Here is a 23479-nt window from a genome sequence, read left to right on the forward strand (position 1 = left end):
CAAAACCCCAGGTCAGTGCTGTAGCGAGGGGGAAACGTGCACCGGGTGGCCATTGAGCACCGCCGTACCCGAGAGCGGATCCAGCCGTGAGCCGTCGAAGAGCTGGTTGACATTGACCCCGGGGCTGGCCCCGGCCACGGACAGCCGGACGCCGGTACGGGCGTGGCCCCAGCCGTGCGGCAGGCTCACCACTCCGGCCCGTACCGTGTCCGTCACCTCGACCGGCACCTCCAGCTCCCCGCCGTCGCCCTTGACCCGCGCCAGTCCGCCGTCGGCCAGGCCCAGCCGGGCGGCGTCCTCGGGGTGCATCTGGAGCGTGCAGCGGTTGGTGCCGCCCATCAGCGCCGGGACGTTGTGCATCCAACTGTTGTTGGAACGCAGATGGCGGCGGCCGACCAGGAGCAGCCCCGAGGGGCGGTCGGCCGACGACCGGCGCAGCCGCTCCACATCGGCGGCCAGCGGCTCCGGGCACAGCTCCACCGTGCCGCTGCGGGTCTTCAGCAGCCCGGGGACGCGCGGGCGCAGCGGCCCCAGGTCGATGCCGTGCGGATGGGCGAGCAGCTTCTCCAGGCTCAGCCCGTCGGGTTCGGCGCCGAACCCGTCGCCGTACGGGCCCAGCCGCAGCATCATGTCCAGCCGCCGCTCCGGGCCGTCCACCCCGGTCAGCCGCGCGGCCAGCTCGGCGGGCTCGCGTCCGTACACCGGGGACGCCGGGTCGGCGACCTCCTTGCCGAGCGTCCCCTCGATCGCCATCGCGTCCACCGCCGCCGGATCGGCGCCGGCGTGCCCGCTCACGCACAGCACCAGCCGCGCCAGGATGGCGCTCTCGCTCAGCCGGTCCGCCTCCAGCGGGATCACCGGGCGGGTGTAGCGGACCTGGTTGCGCACGGACAGGCTGTTGAAGGCGTAGTCGAAGTGGGGGCTGCGGCTGGGCGGGGGCGGGGGCAGCAGGACGTGGGCGTGGCGCGAGGTCTCGTTGAGGTACGGATCGACGCTGACCATGAAGTCGAGCCCGGCCAGCGCCCGGTCGAGGCGGTCGCCGTCCGGTGCGGAGAGCACGGGGTTGGCCGCGAGCGCCAGCACCGCCCGTATCCGCCCCTCGCCCGGGGTCTCGATCTCCTCGGCGAGCGCGACGGTCGGCAGTTCGCCCTTGGCCTCGGGGTATCCGCTGACCCGGCTGTGCCAGCGGCCGAGCGCGAACCCCTTCCCGGGCCGCGCCGGGCGCTCCCGCCGGCCCGTGGCGGCGAGCGGGAACATCATGCCGCCGGGCCGGTCGAGCTGTCCGATGAGCACGTTGACCACATCGACCAGCCAGCTCGTGAGGGTGCCGAACTCGACGGTGGTGGAGCCGATCCGCCCGTACACCACGCCCCTGGGCGCGGCGGCCAGCTCACGGGCGAGCGTGCGGATCTCCTCGGCGGGCACCTCGCACGCCTCGGCCACCGCCTCCGGCGGGAAGTCCGCGGCCAGCCGCCGCACCTCCGCCACCCCGCTGACGTGCTCGGCGAGCGGGCCCGGTGCCACCAGGTCCTCGGCGAACAGCACCTGCACCATGGCGAAGAGCAGCAGGGCGTCGGTGCCGGGCCGGATCGCCACATGGCGGTCGGCCAGCTTGGCGGTCCGGGTGCGCCGGGGGTCGACCACCACCAGCCGCCCGCCGCGCCGCCGCAGCGCCCGCAGCCGCCCGGGGAAGTCGGGGGCGGTGCACAGACTGCCGTTCGAGTCCAGCGGGTTGGCGCCGAGCATCAGCAGATGGTCCGTACGGTCCAGATCGGGCACCGGAATGGCGTTGGCGTCGCCGTACAGCAGCCCGCTGGAGACATGCTTGGGCATCTGGTCGAGGGTGCTGGCGCTGAAGACGTTACGGCTGCGCAGCGCGCCGAGCAGCAACTGCGGATAGAGCCCTCCGGCCACGGTGTGCACATTGGGGTTGCCGAGCACCACCCCCACGGCCTGCGGTCCGTGCTCGCCCAGCAGCGGGGCCAGCCCCTCCCGCACGGCGGCGAACGCCTCGTCCCAACTGGCCTCCTCGAGGCGCCCGGCGCGGCGCACCAGGGGGCGCCGCAGCCGGTCGGGGTCGGCGTCGAGCTCGCCGATCGCGGCGCCCTTGGGGCAGATGAAGCCACGGCTGAAGACGTCCTCACGATCACCGCGCGCCCCGGTCACCCTCCCCTCGTCGATGGTGAGGGTCAGCCCGCAGGTGGCCTCGCAGAGCGGGCAGATACGCAGGGCAGTGCTCATCGGTCTCTCCCAGGGACGGCGGCGAGGCCGCGATGACGCGCCGGACCCGGTCACCATACCGACTGGTAGGCATGTCGGGGAGGTGTCGACGGGAAGTACCGAGGAGGGGCGGGAAATGCCGATGGGCGGGAAGTCCCGATGAAGCCCCGGCTCAGTCCAGGACCCGGGCCAGATAGGCGCGCAGCAGCTCCTTCGTCTCCGCCACGATCGCCGGATCGCCCTCCGGGTCCACCCGGAACGCCAGCCGCAGCAGCGCGTCCGCCGTCTCGACCGCGACCAGGAAGGACACCCGCAGCCGCTCCTCGGCCGCCTCGTCCCCGCCGTTGTCACCGACCCCGCCGGGGGCGCCGCTCGCGAGCCGGTCGGTGAGCAGCATCCGCAGCCGGTCGGCGACCAGATGGTTGGGCTGCCGCGGCTGCGCGGTGGCCGGGACCGGATTCCCGAACTCGACGAGCGCGAACCCGGGCGCCCCGCGCTTCATCGCCAGATACTCGTCGACGACGACGTCCATCGCCTCCCGCCAGCCGCCACCCCCGTCCGGCCCGGCGTCCGACCCGGGCTCCGACGCGGCCAGCCGCCGGGCGATCCGCGCCGCGTACTCGTCCAGATTGCGGTGGGCCAGCGCCTCGGCCATCGCCCGCTTGTTGGAGAAGAAGCGGTAGACCGAGCCGATGGGGACATTGGCGCGCTCGGCGACGGCCCGGGTGCTCAGCTCTTCGTAGCTGATCTCGTCGAGCAGCTCGGCACACGCGTCGAGAATCCGGCCGAGGCGCTCGGCGCTGCGGCGTTGGACCGGCTGGCGGCGGAGGGGCGATATGGGCACGCCCCTATCCTGCCCGATCATTGACGCACCCGGGTTTCGATTCCTATCGTCTGACATAGGAATCAGGCGGTGCGGCGGAGCGGTGGGAGCGCGCGATGGGCGATGGCACGGGCATCGAGCAGGGGATCGAGCAGGCGCGGAAGACGGCCGAAGGGCTGGAGTACGCCTCCGGCTTCGGCAACGAACACAGCAGCGAGGCCGTGCCCGGCGCACTGCCCATCGGCCGCAACTCCCCCCAGCGCGCCCCTCTCGGGCTCTACGCGGAGCAGCTCAGCGGCACCGCGTTCACCGAGCCGCGCGCCACCAACCGGCGCTCCTGGCTGTACCGCATCCGGCCGTCCGCCGCGCATCCGCCGTTCACCCGGATCGCGGGCGGCGCGCTGCGCGGCGCGCCCTTCACCGAGGCCGTGCCCGACCCCAACCGGCTGCGCTGGGATCCGCTGCCGGAGCCGCCGGAGGGCACCGACTTCCTCAGCGGGCTGTGGACGCTGGGCGGCAACGGCGACGCCACCCAGCGCGCGGGAATGGCCATCCACCTCTACGCCGCCAACGCGCCCATGACCGACCGGGTGTTCGGCGACGCGGACGGCGAGCTGCTGATCGTCCCCGAGCGGGGCGGGCTGCTGCTGCGCACCGAGTTCGGCCTGCTGCGCGCCGAGCCGGGGCATGTCGCGCTGATCCCGCGCGGGGTGCGGTTCCGGGTGGAGCCGCTGGAGCCGTCCGTGCGCGGCTATGTGTGCGAGAACTACGGCCGCCCCTTCACGCTGCCCGACCTCGGCCCGATCGGCGCCAACGGGCTGGCGAACCCCCGCGACTTCCTCGCCCCGGTCGCCGCGTACGAGGACGTGGAGCGCCCGGTGGAGGTGGTCAACAAGTTCTGCGGCAACCTGTGGGCCGCCACGTACGACCACTCGCCGCTGGACGTGGTCGCCTGGCACGGCAACCATGTGCCGTACGTGTACGACCTGCGCCGGTTCAATGTGCTCGGCACCATCAGCTACGACCACCCGGACCCCTCCATCTTCACGGTGCTCACCTCGCCCTCCGACACCCCCGGGCTCGCGGGCGTGGACTTCGTGGTCTTCGCCCCGCGCTGGCTGGTCGGGGAGGACACCTTCCGGCCGCCGTACTTCCACCGCAATGTGATGAGCGAGTACATGGGGCTGATCGAGGGCGCGTACGACGCGAAGACCGGCGGCGCGGGGGGCTTCGTACCGGGCGGTGGCTCGCTGCACAACATGATGTCCGCGCACGGCCCGGACCATGAGACCTTCGAACGGGCGAGCGCGGCCGAGCTGGCGCCGCACCGGCTGGACGACGGGCTGGCCTTCATGTTCGAGACCCGCTGGCCGGTCACGGCCACCCGGCAGGCGCTGGAGGCGGACCATCTCCAGGGGCGCTATGACGACGTATGGCAGGGTCTGGAACGCCATTTCCGCCCCTGACCGCCGCCGTTGACGCGGTTGGACATCGCCGTTCAACGGCGTCGCAGGCCGCCGTCGACCGCCACCGTGCGGCCGCTGCCGTGACTCGTGACCGGAGACCGCGTGACCACCTTCGCCCCCGACTCCCTCGCCCTCAACCGCAAATTGCCGCTCTGGTACCAGGTCTCGCAGTCGCTGCGGGCCTCGATACTCGGGCGGGCCCCGCACGATCCGCTCCGGCTGCCGACCGAGGACCGGCTCGCCGAGCACTACGGGGTCAGCGTGCTCACCATGCGGCAGGCGCTCAAGGAGCTGGAGACGGAGGGGCTCATCAGCCGCCACCGCCGCCGCGGCACCTTCATCGAGCCGAGCGCGCGGCGCGCCGCGCCGGTGCGGCTGCTGGGGTCGGTGGACGCGATCGTGGCCCAGCAGTCGGGTGAGCGGACGACGGTGCTGGAGCACGGCCCGGCGCCGGTGCCGGCGGAGCTCGCCGAGTACTTCCCCGGCCTGGACGAGACGACCGCCTACCGCCGACTGCGCCGCGACGGCCACAGCGGCGAGCCCACCAACTGGGCGGAGAACCTCGTCCACCCCGAGCTGGCCGACCGCATCGACCTCGCGGACCTCGCCCGGTGGCCGATGACGAAGGTGCTGCGGGACGCGGTGGGGGTGCGGATCAGCCGGATCACGGACACGGTGGAGGCCCGCCTCGCCGACCCCGAGACCTCCCGCCTGCTGCAGGTCCCGCTGCTCAGCCCGATCCTGCACTACACGGGCGTGACCTACGACGAGAGCGGCCGCGTGGTGGACGTGGCCCGCATCCACTACCGGGGCGACCGCTTCTCCTTCTCGGTCACGGTCGAGGCGGACTAGACGCCTCCGAATCCAGCCCCTCCGGCCTTCCAGCCCCTCCGGCGTTTGAGGAGCGGAGCCCACTCCAGCCCCTCCGGCGTTTCAGGAGCGGGGTCCGGGGCGCAGCCCACTCCAGCCCCTCCGGCGTTTGAGGAGCGGGGTCCGGGGCGGAGCCCCGGCGGGGGCCGGGGCCGGGCCCCGGTTGCGGGAAGGGGCGGGGAGGGGAAAAATCCGCCGGACACCTCCGCCGGGCCGCACGCTCCCACGTGCCGTGCCCACGCACGCCCCGCCCGCGCGCAGACGCGCCATCGCGGCGGGCGGCCCCCTGAAGCACCGGGCCAGGATCGATAGCATGCCGAGCGTGGGAGAACGTGAGGCGCCGCTGCTGCGGGATCTGATGCCGTGGGCCGTACGGCCACTGCGGCTCGGCCGGGCCTGGGTCATGGCGCCGGACGCCGCCCCGCTCCAGGCGCGCTGGGAGCGGCTGACGGGGGCCGGGGACGAGGCCGGGCGGGCCGCGCTGTTCCGGCCGACCCGCGCCCGTACGCTGCACAGCTCCGTACCGCAGTTGCCCGGCCAGCCCACCTCCACCGCCCGGCTGGCACGCGAGGACGGGCCGTGTCCCGAGCCGGTGCGGATCGCGCACGGGCCCTTCGACCAGCTCTGGCTGATACCTGATCACCGACTGCTCGACGCCGCCCGCCCCGAGCTGTGGCGGGTGGCGGACGACCGGCAGATCCATGTCATCGAGGCCGCCGGACCGGACCCGGACCCGGTGCTCGGCTTCTCCGCGCTGCTGCCGGACGGCCACTCCCCCGCGGGCCGCCCCGGCCGTATCCGTCCGCTCTACCGCCGCCCCGGCGGGCAGGAGCCCAATCTCGCGCCGGGGCTGCTGGACCACCTCGCCACGCGGCTCGGCCGCCCGGTGGCCGCCGAGGATTTCCTCGGCTGGACCGCCGCCACGGCGCGCGGCGCCCCATGCGCCGTACCCCTGACCGCCGACCCCGAGCTGTGGGAGTCGGGCGTGGAGCTGGGCCGCCGTGCGCTCTGGCTCCATACGCGCGGGGCGCACAGTGGCGAACGCCCGCGCATGCCAGGGGGCCAGCGCCCCTACGTTCGTGCCGCGCTTCCGTCGAGCGGACTGCCGGACTCCCTGGACTACGACCCGGACGAGGAGGCCCTGCTGCTGGGCGAGGGCCGTATCTCGCCGGTGCCACGGGCGGCATGGGAGTTCCAGGCGGGCGGGGTGCGGGTACTGGAGACGTGGTTCGAGCAGCGCACCGCCGCGCGGGAGCCGGGCACGCTGGAGGCGATCGGCCCGGCGGGCTGGCCGCCCGCGTGGACCTCGGAGCTGCTGGAGCTGATCACCGTGCTGGCGCTGCTCGCCGAGCTGCGCCCGGAGCTGCGGGCCCTCGCCGACCGGCTGGCGGACGGCACGCTGATCGACGCGGCGGAGCTGCGGGAGGCGGGGGTACTGCCGGTGCCCGGAGCGGCCCGGCGCCCGGCGTCCGTACTGGACCACCATGAGGAGGGCCCGGAGGGGCAGTTCGCCCTCCTCTGAGCCCGCCTGCCAGAGCTAGGGTCTGGCTGCTCCGGGCCTGCTTTCTCCGGGCCCGCCCGCTCTCGGGCCACCTCTCCCGCTACATACGGAAGGCGCGCCCGTCTCCGGACGCGCCTCCCACTGTCCATGACCGTACGGCCGGCCGGACCTCTCGTCGGCATCCCACAGCGACAGCGGCGTGGGGTGGACCACAGCACGGACTCACCGGCTGGAGCGAACCGGTTGACCCCGTGCCTGCCCGGGATGGCGAACGAAGACGCCTACGGGCCGGCCGGGTCAGCCGTGGTTGCCGAACAACGTGCGGCGCAACCGGCGCAGCGGCGCGAACAGCGACACCCGCGCACCCCGGCTGTTCTTCGCGCGCGTGCGGTCGCGTGCGGTCAGCTCCTGCATCAGCACCGTCGCACCCTCCGCTTCCCGCTGGGGGACGGCAGGGCCGCCCATCACCGCGAGATGGCGCTCGAGCCGCGCGCTGGACGCACCGCTTCCGCAATTGATCGCAGGCACTCGTGGCCTGCTCCGTACCGTTATCTGCTCCATGACACTCCCCACCCGTACGAGGGCACCCGCCCCGGGCAGAGTAACCCTACCTCCCCGAGCCGTCACCCACGCATCCCATGTTCCGGATTCACCACCGAGTCAAGGGTGTTGACGATACCTATCACGCGCAAACAAATTCCCGGGCCGACCAATCCATCCGTTCGCCAGGCCCGAATAGCCGCTTGAAGGACTGCTCCGACAAGCGTGCGAAGGACCAACAGGATGACCGCAATCACCAAGAGCTTGGCCGCGCTGGTCAGCTGTGCACTGGCCGCCGGCGGGCTCACGGCCGCCGGTGTGGCCGTACTGCAGCCCGGGACGGCGCAGGCTTCGAGCCACCGCGAGGCGCCGCTGATCTCCGGTCAGCCGGAGTACGACGCCACGGACGTCTACGCGTTCGTCAGCCCGGACAAGCCGGACACGACCACCATGGTCGTCAACGCGCTGCCGTTCCAGGACCCGGCGGGCGGGCCCAACTTCTACAAGTTCGCCCATGACGCCCGCTACGACCTGCATGTCGACAACAATGGCGACGGCCAGGGCGATCTGCTGTTCCGGTGGACCTTCAAGGACCACGTCAAGAACGGCGACACGTTCCTCTACAACACCGGCCCGGTCAACTCGCTCGAGGACGCGACCCTCAACTTCACCCAGACCTACGACCTCGAAGTCATCAAGCTGAAGCATCAGAAGGCCGTCGCCCGCGCCAAGCTCGGCAGCGATCTGCCGGTCGCCCCGTCGAACGTCGGCAAGGCGTCCATGCCCGACTACCAGAAGCTCCGCGACCAGGCGGTGCGGAAGATCGGCTACAGCGGGGGCTCGACCGCCTTCGCCGGTCAGTCCGACGACCCGTTCTTCGCCGATCTGCGCGTCTTCGACCTGCTGTACGGCGGCGACATGTCCGAGGTCGGCAACGACACCCTCAAGGGCTACAACGTCCAGTCGATGTCCCTTCAGGTGCCGACATCGGCGCTGACCGAGTCCAAGGACCAGCCGGTGATCGGCGTATGGGCCACCACCCACCGCCAGACGTCCGACGGCGACTGGACGCAGGTCTCCCGGCTCGGCAGCCCGCTGGTCAACGAGGTGGTCATCCCGCGCAAGGACAAGGACAAGTTCAACGCCTCCGCGCCGTGGGACGACGGGCAGTTCCTGAAGTTCGTCCAGGAACCCGAACTCCCCAAGCTGGTCGAGCAGATCTACAAGATCAAGGCGCCGGACACCCCGCGTGACGACCTGGTGCAGGCGTTCCTCACCGGTGTGCCCAAGCTCAACCAGCCGCCGAACGTCCGCCCGGCCGAGGAGCTCCGGCTCAACACCTCCATCCCGCCCACGGGCAGCCCCAAGCGGCTGGGTGTCCTGGACGGTGACAACGCGGGCTTCCCCAACGGCCGCAGGCTCTCCGACGACGTCCTGGACATCGCGCTGCAGGCCATGGAGGGCGAGCTGCTCGGCAAGAAGAACGACCTGGGCGACGCGGTGGACGAGAACGACCAGAAGTTCGGCGGCTCCTTCCCGTATCTGGCGCTGCCCAGCTCCGGTTCGGACGCCAAGGCCGTCCAGAAGAGCGCCGGGCAGTCGCTGCTGAACGGCGGTTCGGGCATCGGCTCCTCCTCCGACGACAACATGGTGCTGGCCGGGTCCGCGGCGGCCGGTGGCGGGGCCGTGCTGCTGCTGGGCCTCGGATTCCTCTGGATGCGGTCGCGCCGGCGGGCTCCCCGCATGCGCCGGCACTGAACCACCGGCGCGCACTGAACCACGGGCGCCCTCGGGCCCGTATCACCGGGCGCGGCCCCGCCGACACCCGCGCGGCGGCCGCGCCCACGCCCGCCCCCTTCCTCTCGGCCTCCGTTGGCCCCTCACCCTCCGTTCGCCCGTCCCTTCCATCCGCCCGTCCCACCGCGGGTTCGTGCTCATGCGAAAGGCAGCTCTCACCATGGCTCTTCGGCCATTCCTTCCCCATACGGCCCGGACCGCGGCCGTGGTGTTCGCGCTCGCGGCCGGGCTGACCGCCACTTCGGTCGTGATCGGCGCCTCGGACGGGTCGGGCGGGTCGGGCGGGTCCGGCGGCGGCCAGGACGCCGCCCGCGGGGTGCGCCCGGCCGCCGCGCGCTACGAGCAGCTCAGCGGCGACGGCCTGGCCCGGCAGATCGGCGCCATGCAGACCCATCTGCGCGGCGAGCCGAAGGACGCGGAGAGCTGGGCCGGGCTCGGCTCGGCCTATGTCGAACAGGCCAGGACCAGCGGCGACCCCACCCGCTATCCGCAGGCGGAGAAGGCGTTCGCCCGGTCCCTGTCCCTCCAGCCGCGCGACAACGACGTGGCGCTCGCCGGGCGCGCCTCGCTCGCCGCCGCCCGCCATGACTTCCGGGGCGCGCTGCGCGACGCCGACCAGGCCCTGAAGGTGAACTCCTACAGCCAGGGGGCGCTGGCCGTCCGGGTGGACGCCCTCGTCGAGCTGGGCCGCTACCAGGACGCGTACAAGGCCGCCAAGAAGGCCGACTCGCTGCGCCCCGGCATCCCCGTCTTCACCCGCCTCGGCTACGTCCTCGAGCTGCGCGGCGACCCGGCCGGGGCGCGCCGGGTGCTGCTGCGCGCGCAGGACTCCGCGACCTCGCCCAGCGATATCGCCTACGTCTCGGCGGCGCTCGGCCAACTCGCCTGGAACCAGGGCGAGTACGACACCGCGCGGCGCGCCTACTCCACCGCGCTGCGCGCCGTGCCCGGCTATCTCCCGGCGCTGGAGGGCCGCGGCCGCACCTCGGTCGCGGACGGCCGCCAGAAGGCGGGGATCCGCGATCTGGAGGCGGTCGTACGGCGCTATCCGCTGCCCGCGGAGCTCGCGGCGCTGGGCGAGGCGTACGAGGCGCGGGGCGACCGCTCCCTGGCGCGCCGGCAGTACTCGGTGGTCGGCACCTGGATCACGCTCGCACGGGCCAACGGTGTGGCGACCGACCTGGACAGCGCGCTGGTGGCGGCCGACCACGGCGAGGTGAAGGAGGCGCTGGAGGCGGCCCGCGCCGAGTGGGACCGGCGGCGGACCGTGCACACCGCCGACGCGCTGGCCTGGGCCCTGCACCGCAACGGCGAGGACGAGAAGGCCCGGGAGTACGCCGAGCGCGCCGCGGGGCCCGGCTTCCGCAACGCGGCGTTCCTCTACCACCGGGGCGTCATCGAGAAGTCCCTCGGCGACGACAAGGCGGCGCGCCGCCACCTGAAGGCAGCGCTCGACCTCAACCCGGGCTTCTCCCCGACCGGCGCGCGGGCGGCGAAGGCGGCGCTGAAGGCGCTGGGGGGTGCCCGATGACCTTTCCGCACCCCGCCCCGTCCCGAGCCGGGGACCGGCCCCCGGCCCCCGGCGAAACCCGGAGCACGCCCCCGAAGCGGCGCACCCGTTGGCGGCTGACGGCGGCCGGTGTGCTGATGGCGGCCGTCGCGCTGGTGGTACTCCCCACCGGCAGCGCCGAGGCGCACCCGCTCGGCAACTTCACCGTCAACCGTTACGACGGGCTGGTGGTCACCCCCGGGACGCTGCGGGTCGACCATGTCGAGGACCTCGCCGAGATCCCCTCCGCGCAGGCGAAGCCGGAGATCGACCGTGACGGCGACGACACGCTGTCCGGGCGGGAGTTGGGCGCATGGGCGGCGCGGCGGTGCGCGAGCGCGGCGGAGGGGGCGCGGCTGACCGTCGACGGGCGCCGGGTGCCCGTACGCGACGGGCGCGCCCAGGCGCGCCGGCGCCCCGGCCAGGCCGGGCTGCCGACGCTGCGGGTGGAGTGCGGGCTGACGGCCGCCCTGGGGCACGCCGAACGGGCGAAGGTCGCGTATCGCCCACAGGACATCGGTACGGGCCCCGGCTGGCGGGAGGTGACGGCCCAGGGCGACCGTATGACGCTCACCGACGCCGACGCCCCCAAGACCTCGGCCTCCCACCGGCTCACCCGCTATCCGGCGGGGCAGCTCTCCTCGCCGCCCGATCAGCGGTCGGCCGCGCTGCGCGTCACAGCGGGCGGCCCCGCGCTCGCCGCCACGGTGGAGTCCGGCCGGGACGACGCGATCGGCTCGTCGGTGCTGCCGCGCGGTGCGGACCGCTGGACGCAGGCGCTCACCTCCATGGTGGCGCGCCATGACATCACCCTCGGCTTCGCCCTTACGGCCTTCGCCACCGCCGTACTGCTGGGCGCGATGCACGCCCTGGCCCCCGGCCACGGCAAGACGATGATGGCGGCGGCGGCCGCGGCGGGCGGGCGCAGCGCGCTGCGCGATGTGCTGGCGCTGGGCGCGTCGGTGACGGTCACGCACACCTTGGGGGTGTTCGCGCTGGGGCTGCTGGTCACGGCGGGTTCGGCGGCGGCCCCGTCGGTGATCTCATGGCTGGGCATCGCGAGCGGCGTACTGGTGGCGGTGGCCGGGGCGGGGCTGCTGCGCAAGGCGCTGCGCCGCCACCGGCAGGCGCGCGCCCAGCACCACGGCCACGATCACGGTCATGACCACGCGCACGGCCATGCACACGGCGATGCACACGACCACGACCACGACCACGCACACGGTCACGCGCATACGCACGCGCATGACCACGGCGACGGTCACACCCACACCCATGAGGTGCGGCCCACTCTGCGCGGCACGCTGCTGCTCGGCTTCGCCGGGGGCATGGTGCCCAGCCCCTCCGCCGTCATCGTGCTCGTCGGCGCGGCCGCGCTGGGCCAGGCGTGGTTCGGCTTCGTCCTGGTGGTGGCGTACGGGATCGGGCTGGCGCTGACGCTCACGCTGGCCGGGTTCGCCGCGGTGCGCCTGGGCGTGCGGGCCACGGAGCGGCTGGCGGCCCGTAAGGCGTCGGGGGGCCGGATCGACCGGCTGCTGGGGGCGGTGCGCCGCGCCTCGCCCGTCGGAACCGCCGCCGTGGTGCTCGCGCTGGGGTGTGGACTGGTGCTGAGGGGGGCGGCGACCACGCTCGGCTGAGGTGGACCCGGCCCGAGCCGCCCGGTGACCACAGCGTGCGAGGAGGCCCCGACGTCCGGGGCCTCCTCTTCTGCGGGTGGTGGCGGGCGACGGTCAGGCGGCCGAGCTGAAGACCGGGAGGTAGCCACCGGACTGGCCGGCGGGGGTGGGGTGGTAGGACTCGTCGATGGGGAAGGTGACGCTGTTCAGCCAGGCGTCGCCGGAGCAGATCTCATGTCCGGTGAAGGTCGTGGTGACGTCGCCGAAGCTGAAGCCGTGGTCGGCGGCGCGCTTGGCGGTGACGGAGTTGAGCAGATCGGCACCGCTGTTGATCGCGGCGCGCTCGGTCTCGCTGAGCCCCACGATGCAGGAGCCGCTCAGCTTGTAGAACCGCGGGTAGCCGAGGACGACGACATGCGCGGAGGGGGCCTTGGCGCTGATGGCGTTGTAGACCTGGTCCAGCTTGCCGGGCAGGGTGTTCTGGACGAACGTCTTGGCGCTGTTGACCGCGTTGATGCAGGTGGACTCGGACTGCAGAGCGCAGGTGGTCATGATGTCGGCGAAGCCGGCGTCGTTGCCGCCGATGGAGATGGAGACGAGACCGGTGCCGGAGCCCAGCGGGCCGAGCTGGTTGTTCAGCACATCGCCGGTCTTGGCGCCGGAGCAGGCGGCGAAGTTGAAGCTCGAGGGGGCGTGCGCGGCGGCCCAGAGCGCGGGGTACGCCTTGCTGCTGCGCTTACAACTGCCGCTGGAGCTGTCGTAGCTGCCCGAGCCGAGGCCGGATGAGTAGGAGTCGCCCAGCGCCACATAGGCGGGGCCCGCGCTGTTCTCGGTGGCATGGGCTGCGCCGGCCCCGGTGAGGGCGAGGACGGCACCGACGACGAACGCACCCATCGTCGCCGTGAGTCTGGACAGTTTCATTCGATCTCCCTAGCAGGATCACTGCTGTGCCGATATGAGGCGCGATGGCCCGAAAAAATGGCAATCGCGTTCGAAACCGTCAGTCACGCCGCCGGGGATGGATTTCAGCGGTGTGACATGGATATGTCATCCCGCAGAAACGGCCGATCTATGCGGGTAGTTGGCAAAAATCTTTCGATACGCGGCCGATACGTCCATAGGTCGGACGGAATACGGATGAGTCACCACGCCCCCGCCCGAACTCTCCCGGCGTACGACCGGCGCACAGGGCGCGACCAGCCCTGATGGGCGCTCAACCCCTGCGCCCGCCATGGACCGTTCGCACACTTTCTCCGTCTTGACGGCATCCGTCGGCTGCGCGACATTGAAGCCCGGCATCCGGCGCTTCGGGGGGCAAAGACGCCAATGCACACCATCACTGACAAGAGACCGCCGGACGGGGATTCACTGCCGGTGATCGCGGGCGCCGCGGTCGGCATCGCGGCCATCGGCGCGGCACTCGCGCTGGCCGACGTCCACTCACCGCTGCGGGCGCCGTTCACGCTGTTCTTCCTGCTCGCCGCGCCCGCGCTGGCCATCGGCAGCGCACTGCGCGGGCTGGACGCGCTGATCCGCCCGGTGCTGGCGGTGGCGGGCGCACTCGCGCTGGATCTGCTGGTGGCGCAGGCGATGCTCGCGCTGCGGCTGTGGTCGGCGCGCGGCGGGGTGGCGGCGGTCGGGGTCCTGAGTCTGCTGATCCTGGTGCCGGCGCTGCTCACCCGCCTCACGCGGCGACAACGTATGACCCAGAGTCAGGAATAGATACGTGGAGATCGGTGTGTACCGCCCGGGGGAGCTGACCGCGGCCGACCGGGCGGTGTGGACGGCCATGCAGTCACAGGCGCATCTGCTGGGCGCGCCGGAGCTGGCGAACCCCTTTCTGTCATCCGAGTTCACGCTGGCCGTCGGCCACTGCAGACGCGGGGTGCGGATCGCGGTGGTCCGCGAGGAGGGGGAACCGGTGGCCTTCTTCCCCTTTCAGCGGACCCGGCTCGGGGTGGGGCGGGCGATCGGTCTCGGCCTCTCGGACGCCCAGGGCCTGGTGCACCGGCCCGGGTTCCAGTGGGACGCCCGGGAGCTGCTGCGCGCATGCTCCCTGGCCGTCTGGGAGTTCGACCATCTGGTGGAGGGGCAGAAGCCGTTCGCGGTGGGGGCCCGTGGTTCCTTCCCCTCCCCCGTGATCGATGTGGAGCGGGGCTATGAGGCGTATCTGGCCCGGCTGCGCGACCGGTCGCCGAGGTTCACCCGCACCACGCTGGCCAAGGAGCGCAAGCTGGGCCGGGACGTGGGCGAGGTGCGCTATGTGCACGACGAGCGCGATCCGGCCGTGCTGCGCACCCTGATCGGCTGGAAGTCCGCGCAGTACCGCAGGACCGGGCGCAGCGACCGGTTCGCCCGGCCGTGGATCATCCGGCTGGTGGAGCAGCTCTTCCACACCCGCGGCGCCTCCTGCCAGGGGCTGCTGTCGGTGCTGTACGCGGGCGGCCGGCCGGTCGCCGCGCACTTCGGGCTGTGCTCGGAGCGGGTGCTCGCCTGCTGGTTTCCGGCCTACGACCCGGCATTTGCCAAATACTCGCCCGGACTTGTGCTGCATCTGCGCATGGCGGAAGGGGCCGCCGCGCAGGGTGTGGACTATCTCGATCTCGGGCGCGGTGAGAAGGAATACAAGGACTCCCTGAAAACACGCGATCTCAGCGTGTCGGAGGGGTGGGTGACGCGCCGCCATCCGGTGGCGCTCGGTCACCGGGCACGGCGCGCCCCGGTGCGCGCACTGCGCAATACCGTGGTTTCCCGGCCGGAGTTCTTCGGGCCGGCCGACCGGGTACTCAAAGGTATGGGCAGCCTTCGGAAAAGGAACCCACAAGGCTGACGAACAAAATTACCAAGGGGGGTGTAGCCGCAACCGGCTTGCCATACGGTTTGCGACGTCAATACCGTCGTACTTTCACCCGTGTCGGGACCATCATCACAGGCGGCTCCAGGGGAGGGGCTTCATAGCGTCGCGATGGTTCTCGGGGCGGGAAACGCGGTAGGGGGGTGCCGCGTCCGGCTGTCCTGATCCTTTTGGGATGCGCCGTGCACGCGGGCCGCGAGGCCAGTAACACCAGCCAGCTTGCCTTGCCTTGGCCGGCAGTCCATGCCGTCATGCGCGGGTGAGAACCCCCCTTTCGAACCGGATACATCAAAGGACCGTCCGTGGGGCGGACGGTCCACCGGACGAGAGGGAAAACAGACTCATGAGCTCCTTTGTGCGCCCGGCCGCGCCGGAAATCGATCCGGCGGCCCGTACACATCCGTACCGCCCGGTGTCCTCTCATCTCGCGATTGCGCCACCGGTGAGCGTCGTGATTCCGGCGATGAACGAGGCCGAGAATCTTCCGTACGTTTTCAAAACGCTTCCCGACTGGATCCATGAAGTGGTCCTGGTCGACGGCAATTCCACCGACGACACGGTCCGGGTGGCCCGGGAACTGTGGCCCGAGGTGAAAGTCGTATCGCAGTCCGGCAAGGGCAAGGGGGATGCGCTCAGCGCCGGATTCGCCGCCTGCACCGGCGACATCGTGGTGATGATCGACGCTGATGGGTCCGCCGATGGATCGGAGATCGTCAGCTATGTGTCGGCGCTGGTCTCGGGCGCGGATTTCGCCAAGGGTTCGCGCTTCGCCAACGGCGGCGGCACGGACGACATGACGACGATCCGCAGGCTCGGCAATCGCGCGCTCACCTCGATCGTCAACCGCAAGTTCGGCGCCCGCTACACCGATCTCTGCTACGGCTACAACGCCTTCTGGCGCCACTGCCTCGACGAGATCGCGCTGGACTGCGCCGGGTTCGAGGTGGAGACGCTGATGAACATCCGGGTGGTCAAGGCCGGGCTGCGGGTCCAGGAGATCCCCAGCCATGAGTACGAGCGCATCCACGGCGCCAGCAATCTGCGGGCCGTCCGCGACGGGCTGCGGGTGCTGAAGGTGATCCTGCGCGAGCGCGGCGCCCGGCGCCCGCGCCGCCCCGCGGTGGCGCCCGCGGCGGTCCGGGGGGAGGCGTCTTGACGGTTCGCCCGGCTCCGGGGCCGCCGGTGCGGATCTCCGTGGTGATCTGCGTCTACACCGAGGACCGCTGGGGCGACATCCTCGCCGCGGTGGACTCGGTGCGGGCCCAGTCGCTGCCCGCCCACGAGACGCTCCTGGTGGTGGACCACAACGCCGGCCTGCTGCGGCGGCTGACGGACCACTACACGGACCACCACGGGGACGGCGGGGCGCGCCCGGATCCCGAAACGGCGGCGGATACGGGTCAGGGGGTGCGGGTGCTCGCCAACGCGGGCCCCCGCGGCCTGTCCGCCGGCCGTAACACCGGGATCGCTGCCTCGCACGGCGAGGTGATCGCCTTCCTCGACGACGACGCGGTCGCCGAACGGGACTGGCTGCACCACTTCGCCGCCGCGTACACCGATCCGCGGGTCATGGCGGTCGGCGGGCGCACCGTCCCGGTGTGGGCGTCGCGCCGCCGTCCGGTCTGGTTCCCCGAGGAGTTCGACTGGGTGGTGGGCTGCACCTACCTCGGGCTGCCGCCGGGGCGGGTGCGGGTGCGCAACGTCCTGGGCGGGAACGCCTCGTTCCGCAGGGAGGCGTTCGACGCCGCCGGGGGCTTCGCGAGCGGTATCGGCCGGGACGGCGACAAACGGCCGCTGGGCTGTGAGGAGACCGAGCTGTGCATCCGGCTGGCCCGCGCCCGGCCGGACGCGCTGCTGCTGATCGACGACCGCGCGGTGATCCACCACAAGGTGCCCGCCGCCCGGGAGCGGTTCGCCTACTTCCGGTCGCGGGCGTACGCCGAGGGCCTCTCCAAGGCCCTGGTGACGCGCAGCGTGGGCGCCCAGGCGGGCCTTTCGACCGAGCGCCGCTACACCACCCGGGTACTGCCCGCGGGCATCGCCCGCGGGCTGCGGGACGCGCTGCTCGGCCGGGCGGGCGGCGCCGGGCGGGCGGGCGGCGCCGGGCGGGCGGGCGGCGCCGGGCGGGCGGGCGGCGCCGGGCGGGCGGGCGCGATCGTGGCGGGCGTCGCGGCGGCGGCGAGGCGGCTATGCGGTGGGCACCGCCCGCGCCCGCCGCGGCGGCCCCCGCTTCAGCATCGCCACCCTCCCGGAACGCCCGCCCCTGCCGGGCGGGCAGCCGGACGACGGCCGCGCGGCGGGGCTGGGTCGCGAGGCGGAACCGGGCCGCGGGGCGGGGCACGAGGCGCGACGGGACCGCGAGGCAGGGCAGGACGGCGGGACGGGACGGGACCGCGAGGCGGGACTGGGCCCCGAGGCCGGACAGGGCCCCGAGGCCGGACGGGAGGGGGCGGCATGAGCGGCGCGAACCCAGGCCCGGCGCCGATCGACAACTCCGGCCCGGTGCCGAACGCAAACCCCGGCCCGGTGCCGAACGCAAACCCCGACCCGATACCGAACGCACACCCCGACCCGATGCCGAGCGACAACTCCGACCCGGTACCGAACGCACACCCCGACCCGATGCCGAACGGCAACCCCGACCCGATACCGAACGCACACCCCGGCCCGATGCCGAACGGCAACCCCGACCCGGTACCGAACGCACACCCCGACCCGGTACCGAACGCACACCCCGACCCGGTACCGAACGCACACCCCGACCCGATGCCGAACGGCAACCCCGACCCGGTACCGAACGCACACCCCGACCCGATGCCGAGCGACAACTCCGACCCGATGCGGAACGCACACCCCGGCCCGGTGCCGACCGCAAACCGCGGCCCGGTGCCGACCGCAAACCGCGGCCGCGGCTCCGTGCCGATCCTGATGTATCACGCCGTGGCCAACGCCCCCGCGCGGGCCACCCGTGGGCTGTCCGTCACGCCGGGCGCGTTCGCCGAGCAGATGGCTCTGCTCGGCGAGCGCGGCTTCACCCCGGTCAGTTGCGCACGGCTGGCCGACGCCTGGCGCGGCGGCACCGCGCTGCCGCCCAGCCCCGTGGTGGTCACCTTCGACGACGGCTACGAGGGCGTGCACCGTCACGCCCTCCCCGTCCTCGCCCACCACGGCTTCGAGGCCACGCTCTTCGCGGCCACGGGCTGGCTGCGCGGCCCGCTCCAGGCGGCCGGCGCCCTGGACCTGATGCTCGACTGGGGCCAGGTGCGCGAGTTGGCCGGCGCGGGGGTGGAGATCGGCGCGCACAGCCACACCCACCCCCAACTGGATCAGCTCTCCGATGCCCGGCTGTGGTTCGAGGTGGCCCACTGCCGGGATCTGCTCACCGCCGAACTCGGCCGTCCACCCGTGTCGTTCGCCTATCCCTACGGCTACTCCAGCCGCCGGGTGCGCCGGGTGGTGCGCTCGGCCGGGTTCGGGGTGTCCCTCGCGGTGGGCAACGCACTGGCGGCGCGCGGCCAGGGCCCGTACGCACTGCGCCGGGTCACGGTGCGGCGCACCACCCGGATCGAGGAGTTCGAGCGGCTGGTGTCCGGGCGGGCGATCGGCCGCGGCTTCGCCGGGGACCGGGCCCTCACCAAGGGATACGCCATGGTCCGCAGATCCCGTCAGCTCTCACGACAGGTACTACGGAAGGTGACGTGAGCCCGTTGTCCGACACGACCACCCGGGCTAAGGAGCGGACGGCCGCCGCCGAGCGGCCGTCCGACGGCCGGAGCGGCGAGGGCGGCATGCTCTTCCGCAACGCCTACGCGCTGATGCTCAACACGGGCATCTCCGCGGTCCTCGGCCTCGGCTTCTGGCTGGCCGCCGCCCGCTACTACGCGGAGGACGCGGTCGGCCAGGGCTCGGCGGCCATCGCCGCGATGAAGCTCCTCGCGGGGCTCACCGCGGTCACCCTGACGGGCGCGCTGGCCCGTTTCATCCCGGTCGCCGGGCGGGCCACGGGGCGGCTGGTGTTCAGCACCTACGCGGCCAGTTCGGTGGTCGTGGCGCTGGCCGCGGTGGTCTTCCTGCTCACGCTCAACGCCTGGGGGCCGTCGTACCGCTTTCTGCACGGCCCCCTCCACGGCCTCGGCTTCATCGTCGCGGTCGTGGGCTGGTCGCTGCTGACCCTGCAGGACGGGGTGCTGACCGGGCTGCGCAGCGCGTTCTGGGTGCCGGTGGGCAATACGGTGTTCTCAGCGGCCAAGCTGGTGCTGCTCATCGCGTTCGCCGCGGCGATCCCGACCGCCGGGGTGTTCGTGTCCTGGGTCGCCTCGATCGCGGTGTCCGTACTGCCGCTGGGCTGGCTGGTGTTCCGCCGCCTCGTGCCCCGGCACATCACGGCGACGGAGGGGAGGCCGCGGCCGGCGGGCTATCGGGAGATGGGCCGCTTCCTCGCCGGGGACTACACCGGGTCGCTGTTCTCGCTCGTGGTGGTCTACGCCGTGCCGGTGATCGTCGCCTCGCAGGTCAGCGCGGCCGACAACGCGTACTTCTACATCACGACCACCATCGGCGGCACCACGAATCTGCTGGCCATCAACATGGGCTCCTCGCTGACCGTCGAGGGCTCGCACGATCCGGCCCGGCTCGCCGAGAACTGCCGGTCGGCCCTGCGGCGGATGGCCCGCATCATGATCCCGGTCTGTCTCTTCCTCTTCGTCTTCGCCCCCCAGATCCTCGGGGTCTTCGGCGACGGCTACGCGGATGCGGCCGCACCGCTGCTGCGCTGGTTCGCGGTGGGCGCGGCACTGCGGGTGGTCATCGAGGTGTACTTCGCGGTGCTGCGGGCGCAGAGCCGCACCTCGGGGCTGGCGGTGTTGCAGGGGCTGTTGTGTGTGCTGGTGCTGGGGCTGACGTTGCTGCTGCTGCCACGGATGGGGTTGACGGGGGCGGGGGTCGCGGAGATCTCCAGCCTGTCGGTGATCGCGTGGATCGCGGCGGTGCGGCTGCGCCGGGTGCTCAAGGGGCACGGTGGGGCTGCCGCCCCGGAGCCGGAGTCCGCTTCCCCGTCCTCGCCGCCGCTGCCCCTGCCGGAGCACCGCACCGCACCCGACGGCGATCTCGCGGACCTCGCGGTCTACGGCGACCGCCGCCGCGAGTACGCGGGCCACTACGGCACCCGCTGGGCGCTGCGCGCCGCCCTCGACACGGACACGCTGGCGCTCGGTGTCCGCATGCACTTCCCCGCCACGGATCCGCTACGCGACGACGCCCAGAAACGCCGCTGGGACAAGCGCTACGGAACATCGGCCCCGGAAACGCCACCCCCGGCCGGGGCCACCGAAACGGCCTCCGCCGGGACCACCCACCCGGCGCCGGGTGACGCCCACTCGGGCAGGGACGGCCGGTGGCCGGTGCTGAGCGCCGGGCTCCCGGGGCCGGCTGATGGCGCCTCGGGCGCGGGACCGGTCGCGGATCCGGGCGGCCAGGACGGGGGCCCGGGTCGCGGGCTCCCGGCGGCGGCCCCGGCCGACGGCGCGGGTCCCGGGCACGTTCGGCCCGACGCGGGCGGCACGGACCACCCGACCGGCGAACCCCGCGTGGCACGGAACGGCTCGGCCCCCGGCCCCCTCGCCCCGGCCGACGGCCCGGACGACGACGCGGGACCCGCCGGAGTTTCCCGAGGGGAGGCGGACGGCGGGCCGCGTATCCGGGCCGCCGGCACGGCCGTTGATACGGCCGCCGGTACGGCCGCTCCCAAGGACCGGTGGCCGGTGTTGAAGCCCGGGCCCCTGGGGGCGGCTGTTCCGAAGCGCGGGCAGCCCGGTGCGGACCGCGACCCGGCCGAGCGCTCCGAGGCCGCGCGGCGGTGGCCGGTCATTGCCCCGCCGCACGGCGGGCCGACCGACCAGGGCGCCAACACGTCGCAGGCACGGAGTGGGGCGGGTGGGTTGCGATCGGGGCGCGTGCCCTTGGAACAGACCGCGACCGAACCGGGGACGAACCGAGCCTCGAAGCAGAGCCCGACCGAACGGGGAGCGGACCCGGCCTCGGAGCGGATGGCGACCGGGCCAGGGGCGGACCCGGCCCCACCGTCCGCCTCCGACGCCACCGACGCCGCCCAATCGGCACAGCGACAGGGCCTGGCCGCCGCCGATCCCGCAGAACAGCAACAGGGCCAAGGGGCCGCAGGGCTCGCGGACCAGCCGGCCCAAGCGGGCCCGGCAGGGCCCACCGGGCCGCGGGCTGGCCGAAAAGGCGCAGCGGCCCTGTGGGGGGTCGCGGCCGGCGGGCTTGCCCTCTACTGGGTGCCGCTGCTGCGCATGCGGGACGCCGATCTCGACCGTATGGGCGGGCTCGGGCTCGTCTCGGTCCTCCCCCGGGCCACCCTCCTCGGTGCCGCGCTGCTCATCGCCGCCTTCGCCGGTGCGCTCCGGCTCGCGCGGCCCCGGCGCGCCCTGCTGACCGTCGTACTCCTCGCGACCGTCGTCTCGCTGCACGCCGTGCCCGCCGTGCTGGAGGCGCAGCCGCGGTTCCCGACCGCGTGGCAGCACCTGGGGTTCCTGGACTACATCGGCCGGACCGGTCACGCCGTGCCCGATCTCGACGCGCGCTGGAGCTGGCCCGGTTTCTTCGCGGGGGCGGCGTTCCTGGCCCAGGCAGCCGGGGTGCACGATCTCTCCGAGGTGCTGCGCTGGTGGCCCACGCTCCTCCAGTTGCTCTGTCTCGCCCCGCTGATGGTGCTGTTGCGCGCTCTGCGGGCGAGCTGGCGGGCGAAGTGGACGGCGGTGTGGCTGTTCGCGCTCTGCGGCTGGGTGGGCCAGGACTACTTCTCGCCGCAGGGGTTCACCTATCTCCTCTACCTCGTCTTCGTCGCCGTCCTTCTGGTGTGGTTCCGCGAGCCCCGGGTGCTGCCCGGCAAGCGGCGGCCGGGTGAGGCGGAGGTGACGGCGGCCACGCCCGCTCAGCGCACGGCGCTGCTGGGCCTCCTGATCGCGCTCTTCGCGGCGTCCGTGGCGGCCCATCAGCTCACCCCGTTCGTGATGCTCGGCGTGGTCAGCGCGCTGGTGCTGCTGCGCCGGTCGAATCTGCACGGGCTGCCTCTGCTGTGCGGGGTGATGGTGGCCGTATGGGTGGGGTTCCTGGCGGAGCCGTACTGGTCGGGCCACTGGGACGAGCTGTTCGGCGGGGTCGGCGGGGTGGGCGGCAATGTGTCCTCGTCCGTCTCGGGCCGGATCGAGGGCGGCAGCAGCGTGCACCAGTTGGTGCTCTACGTCCGGGTGGCGCTGGCGGGCGGGGTGCTGGCGCTGGCCTGCTGGGGGGTGCTGCGGCGGCGCGCCGCCGGGTTCACCGAGCGGTCGCTGCTGGTGCTGACCTTCGTGCCGTTCCTGGGCTTCGGCATGCAGAGCTACGGCGGTGAGATGGCGCTGCGCGTCTTCATGTTCGCGCTGCCGGGCGCCTGTGTGCTCGGCGCGCTGGCGGTCTTCCCCCGGGTGGGCGCGGACCGCGCGGGGCTGGGCCCGGTGGCCGCGCTGCTGGCCGGGCTGACCCTGATGGCCGGGTTCCTGGTGGCGCGCTGGGGCAATGAGACGTTCGAGAGGGTGCGGCCGGGCGAGGTGGCGGCGATGGAGTACGTCTACGCCCATGACCAGCCGACCGTACGGGTGCTGTGGATGAGCAACGACCCCATCAACAACGTCACCCCCGCGATGCCATGGGGCGCCCGCGACATGGAGCGGGTCCTCTACGAGCCCACACCGGCCCCGCGCGATCCGGTGCTGGTCGACAGCCTGGTCACGGGGCTGCGCGAGGCCGGGCCGCACTCCTGTCTGATGGTGGGCCGCGGCCAGTCCGTCTATCTCACCCTCGACTCCGGCTATGACGAGCACTGGCAGGAGCGGCTGCGGCGCTCCCTGGACCAGCGCCCCGAGCTGCGCCGGGTGTTCGCCAACGACGACGCGGCGCTGTACGAACTGAGGCGGCAGCCGGGCGGGGCGGTCGCGGAGCCCGCGCCGGGGCCGTCCGGTCCGCCGGTCACCTGGACGCCCTGGTCGGTGGTGGGGGCGCTGGCGGCGGTGGCGCTGATGCTGCTGCTGGCGGCGCGCGAGGTGGTGCGGGTGGCGGTGCGGCCGAGCGTACGGCGGCTGCACTGGCTGCAGGGCTCGTTCTGGTTCGCGTTGCCGCTGCTGGTCGTGGTGGTGGCCGCGCTGGTGCAGCGCTTTGTGACGATGGCGTAGCGAGCACCATGCCGGACGAGG

Annotated in this window: 15 protein-coding genes and 1 pseudogene; 12 read left to right on the forward strand and 4 right to left on the reverse strand. The window is 73.1% G+C overall.

Features of this window, described 5'->3' with window-relative positions; translation table 11 throughout:
* Window positions 1-12 precede the first annotated feature (12 nt).
* The gene (locus STRVI_RS31445) at window positions 13-2241 is read right to left on the reverse strand and encodes a molybdopterin oxidoreductase family protein (protein WP_014059605.1); all 2229 of its coding nucleotides are present in this window, start codon (window positions 2239-2241) and stop codon (window positions 13-15) included.
* Window positions 2242-2392: 151 nt separating this feature from the next.
* A complete protein-coding gene (locus STRVI_RS31450) occupies window positions 2393-3085 on the reverse strand; it encodes a TetR/AcrR family transcriptional regulator (RefSeq protein WP_043236850.1) in 693 nt (230 codons plus the stop codon).
* A 74-nt stretch (window positions 3086-3159) separates the two neighbouring features.
* Between STRVI_RS31450 and hmgA the strand changes: the two genes are divergently transcribed.
* The 3 genes from hmgA to STRVI_RS31465 all read left to right on the forward strand — a co-directional run bounded on the left by hmgA (window position 3160) and on the right by STRVI_RS31465 (window position 6901).
* Window positions 3160-4509, forward strand: coding sequence for a homogentisate 1,2-dioxygenase (gene hmgA, locus STRVI_RS31455; RefSeq protein WP_014059607.1), 1350 nt, complete (start codon window positions 3160-3162; stop codon window positions 4507-4509).
* A 102-nt stretch (window positions 4510-4611) separates the two neighbouring features.
* On the forward strand, window positions 4612-5361 hold the full coding sequence (locus tag STRVI_RS31460; RefSeq protein ID WP_014059608.1) for a GntR family transcriptional regulator: 750 nt from the start codon (window positions 4612-4614) through the stop codon (window positions 5359-5361).
* A 331-nt stretch (window positions 5362-5692) separates the two neighbouring features.
* On the forward strand, window positions 5693-6901 hold the full coding sequence (locus tag STRVI_RS31465; protein ID WP_014059609.1) for a type ISP restriction/modification enzyme: 1209 nt from the start codon (window positions 5693-5695) through the stop codon (window positions 6899-6901).
* A 276-nt stretch (window positions 6902-7177) separates the two neighbouring features.
* On the opposite strand, the gene STRVI_RS31470 is transcribed toward STRVI_RS31465, so the two are convergent.
* Window positions 7178-7441 carry a hypothetical protein gene (locus tag STRVI_RS31470; RefSeq protein WP_043236853.1) on the reverse strand — a complete coding sequence of 88 codons (264 nt, stop codon included), beginning with the start codon at window positions 7439-7441 and terminating at the stop codon, window positions 7178-7180.
* Window positions 7442-7663: 222 nt separating this feature from the next.
* Between STRVI_RS31470 and STRVI_RS31475 the strand changes: the two genes are divergently transcribed.
* From STRVI_RS31475 to STRVI_RS31485, 3 genes are all read left to right on the forward strand, one after another.
* On the forward strand, window positions 7664-9178 hold the full coding sequence (locus STRVI_RS31475; RefSeq protein ID WP_014059611.1) for a DUF4331 domain-containing protein: 1515 nt from the start codon (window positions 7664-7666) through the stop codon (window positions 9176-9178).
* 199 nt (window positions 9179-9377) lie between these two features.
* Window positions 9378-10748, forward strand: coding sequence for a tetratricopeptide repeat protein (locus tag STRVI_RS31480; protein WP_050993801.1), 1371 nt, complete (start codon window positions 9378-9380; stop codon window positions 10746-10748).
* Complete coding sequence (locus STRVI_RS31485) at window positions 10745-12403, forward strand: nickel transporter (protein WP_014059613.1); 1659 nt, start codon at window positions 10745-10747, stop codon at window positions 12401-12403. The genes STRVI_RS31480 and STRVI_RS31485 overlap by 4 nt, the downstream gene beginning before the upstream one ends.
* A gap of 93 nt (window positions 12404-12496) precedes the next feature.
* Here STRVI_RS31485 and STRVI_RS31490 read toward each other — a convergent pair whose 3' ends face one another.
* Window positions 12497-13303, reverse strand: coding sequence for an SGNH/GDSL hydrolase family protein (locus STRVI_RS31490; RefSeq protein WP_014059614.1), 807 nt, complete (start codon window positions 13301-13303; stop codon window positions 12497-12499).
* Window positions 13304-13708: 405 nt separating this feature from the next.
* On the opposite strand from STRVI_RS31490, the gene STRVI_RS31495 reads away from it, so the two are divergent.
* The 6 genes and pseudogenes from STRVI_RS31495 (at window position 13709) to STRVI_RS55060 (ending at window position 23458) form a co-directional block, all read left to right on the forward strand.
* Window positions 13709-14104, forward strand: coding sequence for a hypothetical protein (locus tag STRVI_RS31495; protein WP_014059615.1), 396 nt, complete (start codon window positions 13709-13711; stop codon window positions 14102-14104).
* Window positions 14105-14108: 4 nt separating this feature from the next.
* Window positions 14109-15212 (forward strand): GNAT family N-acetyltransferase, encoded by a 1104-nt coding sequence (locus tag STRVI_RS31500; RefSeq protein WP_014059616.1) that lies wholly within the window; start codon window positions 14109-14111, stop codon window positions 15210-15212.
* A gap of 367 nt (window positions 15213-15579) precedes the next feature.
* Window positions 15580-16392, forward strand: coding sequence for a glycosyltransferase family 2 protein (locus STRVI_RS31505; protein ID WP_014059617.1), 813 nt, complete (start codon window positions 15580-15582; stop codon window positions 16390-16392).
* Window positions 16389-17478 (forward strand): annotated as a pseudogene (locus STRVI_RS31510) (glycosyltransferase family 2 protein); the annotation flags it as partial. The gene STRVI_RS31505 and the pseudogene STRVI_RS31510, both read left to right, overlap by 4 nt.
* Window positions 17479-18164: 686 nt before the next feature.
* Window positions 18165-18938, forward strand: a complete 774-nt coding sequence (locus STRVI_RS31515) for a polysaccharide deacetylase family protein (RefSeq protein ID WP_251982968.1) — start codon at window positions 18165-18167, stop codon at window positions 18936-18938.
* A 5-nt stretch (window positions 18939-18943) separates the two neighbouring features.
* Window positions 18944-23458 carry a lipopolysaccharide biosynthesis protein gene (locus STRVI_RS55060; protein ID WP_435532597.1) on the forward strand — a complete coding sequence of 1505 codons (4515 nt, stop codon included), beginning with the start codon at window positions 18944-18946 and terminating at the stop codon, window positions 23456-23458.
* The last annotated feature ends 21 nt before the right edge of the window (window positions 23459-23479 follow it).

It is taken from the genome of Streptomyces violaceusniger Tu 4113 (assembly GCF_000147815.2).
Lineage (GTDB): Bacteria > Actinomycetota > Actinomycetes > Streptomycetales > Streptomycetaceae > Streptomyces > Streptomyces violaceusniger_A.

Excerpts from the sequence above, each read along its gene's own strand:
- STRVI_RS31515 (WP_251982968.1), top strand. The coding sequence starts at position 18,165 with ATGTATCACGCCGTGGCCAACGCCCCCGCGCGGGCCACCCGTGGGCTG.
- STRVI_RS31475 (WP_014059611.1), top strand. The coding sequence starts at position 7,664 with ATGACCGCAATCACCAAGAGCTTGGCCGCGCTGGTCAGCTGTGCACTG.
- STRVI_RS31495 (WP_014059615.1), top strand. The coding sequence starts at position 13,709 with ATGCACACCATCACTGACAAGAGACCGCCGGACGGGGATTCACTGCCG.
- STRVI_RS31505 (WP_014059617.1), top strand. The coding sequence starts at position 15,580 with ATGAGCTCCTTTGTGCGCCCGGCCGCGCCGGAAATCGATCCGGCGGCC.
- STRVI_RS31465 (WP_014059609.1), top strand. The coding sequence starts at position 5,693 with ATGCCGAGCGTGGGAGAACGTGAGGCGCCGCTGCTGCGGGATCTGATG.
- STRVI_RS31480 (WP_050993801.1), top strand. The coding sequence starts at position 9,378 with ATGGCTCTTCGGCCATTCCTTCCCCATACGGCCCGGACCGCGGCCGTG.
- STRVI_RS31450 (WP_043236850.1), bottom strand. The coding sequence starts at position 3,085 with ATGATCGGGCAGGATAGGGGCGTGCCCATATCGCCCCTCCGCCGCCAG.
- STRVI_RS31445 (WP_014059605.1), bottom strand. The coding sequence starts at position 2,241 with ATGAGCACTGCCCTGCGTATCTGCCCGCTCTGCGAGGCCACCTGCGGG.
- STRVI_RS31490 (WP_014059614.1), bottom strand. The coding sequence starts at position 13,303 with ATGAAACTGTCCAGACTCACGGCGACGATGGGTGCGTTCGTCGTCGGT.
- hmgA (WP_014059607.1), top strand. The coding sequence starts at position 3,160 with ATGGGCGATGGCACGGGCATCGAGCAGGGGATCGAGCAGGCGCGGAAG.
- STRVI_RS31470 (WP_043236853.1), bottom strand. The coding sequence starts at position 7,441 with ATGGAGCAGATAACGGTACGGAGCAGGCCACGAGTGCCTGCGATCAAT.
- STRVI_RS31485 (WP_014059613.1), top strand. The coding sequence starts at position 10,745 with ATGACCTTTCCGCACCCCGCCCCGTCCCGAGCCGGGGACCGGCCCCCG.